We start from the raw sequence: 1,425 nt of genomic DNA on the forward strand, positions 1-1,425 counted from the left end.
GTTCCGTACCGGGGAGCGTACCTCGTTTGAACTGCCGGTGAACTGGAACCCGTGGACATTCTCGGGAAACAGGAAGTGGAAACATGTATTGGTGCAACCAGAGTTTCGGTGGTGGACCACCGAAACATTTAAGGGGCATTTCTTTGGTGTGCATGCGCATTATGCGTTTTATAATATGAGCCGCCTGCCTGATGGTCCTTTCTCGCGGAATATGGCCGACAGCCGTTACGAGGGCTGGGGCGCGGGAATCGGTGCCAGCTATGGCTACCGCTGGAATTTCTCGCGCCACCTGGGGATGGAGGCCACTCTGGGATTGGGGTATGCCCACCTGGATTATGATAAATACACGTGTGGTACATGTGGCGACCGCCTGGGCAGTGGAAAGAAGAACTATTTCGGTCCCACCAAAGCAGGCATTACGCTGATCTATACTTTTGGCGGGAAGAAGAAACCGGCTGCTGCCGCACCGGTACAGACACCTGTTGCCCCTGCTCCGGTGCATACAATAGCTTACGAACCGCAGTTTACCGCCAGCTTCGTTACCCCGCAAGCGGAAGCTGTGAAACACCGCAATGAAGCCGGGCAAGCCTATCTGGACTTTGCCGCCGGCCGCTCAGAGATCACGCCTGGGTATAAAGACAATGCTGCGGAACTACAAAAGATATATACGCTGATTGAAACGGTAAGGAAAGACCCTGATGCCAACATCACCGGTATCCGGATAGCCGGCTACGCTTCCCCCGAAGGCGGCTATGGGTCTAACCTTACCCTCTCGGGCAAACGTGCCGACGCTTTGAAGAAACAGATCAAAGCCCTGTATGGCTTCCCCGAAAGTCTGTTCTCGGTTAGTGGGCGTGGTGAGGACTGGGCGATGCTCGATACACTGGTCAGCCAGTCTTATATGCAGGATAAGTATGCCCTGCTTGAAATTATTCGTGCCGGTGCGGCCGATTATGATGCAGCCGAAGGACGGTTGAAAGCCCTGAACGGTGGCTCCGCCTACCGTTACCTACTGGAAAACATCTACCCGCAGCTCCGCCGCACAGACTACCAGTTGCACTATACCGTTGCCCCTTTTACCATAGAAAAAGGCAAAGAAGTGTTCAAACGTAACCCGGGTAACCTCTCCCTAAACGAGATGTTCCTGATTGCGAACACTTATGAGCCGGGCACCGCTGCTTTTAACGAAGTCTTTGAAACCGCAGCGCGGCTCTTCCCTGGGGATGATATAGCGGGTCTGAATGCCGCTGCCAGCGCGCTGGCGCGCAAAGATGCCGCTTCGGCCGCCCGTTACCTGGCGCGGGTAAACCAGCGCACCGCCGCCTGGTGGAACAATGCCGGGATACTGGCTTACCTGGAAAAGGATATGAAGCGGGCAGCCGACTGCTTCGCCCGGGCACAGGCGGAAGGAAACAAGGAGGCCGG

General features: G+C 55.6%; 1 protein-coding gene. It reads left to right on the forward strand.

Annotated features, from left to right (window positions below; all coding sequences use genetic code 11):
- Positions 1 to 1,425 (forward strand): DUF3575 domain-containing protein (locus D0T87_RS23660; protein WP_163178631.1); only part of this gene is annotated, 1,425 nt, incomplete at both ends.

This window comes from Bacteroides sp. 51 (assembly GCF_010500965.1).
In the GTDB taxonomy this organism is placed as follows: Bacteria; Bacteroidota; Bacteroidia; order Bacteroidales; family Bacteroidaceae; genus Bacteroides.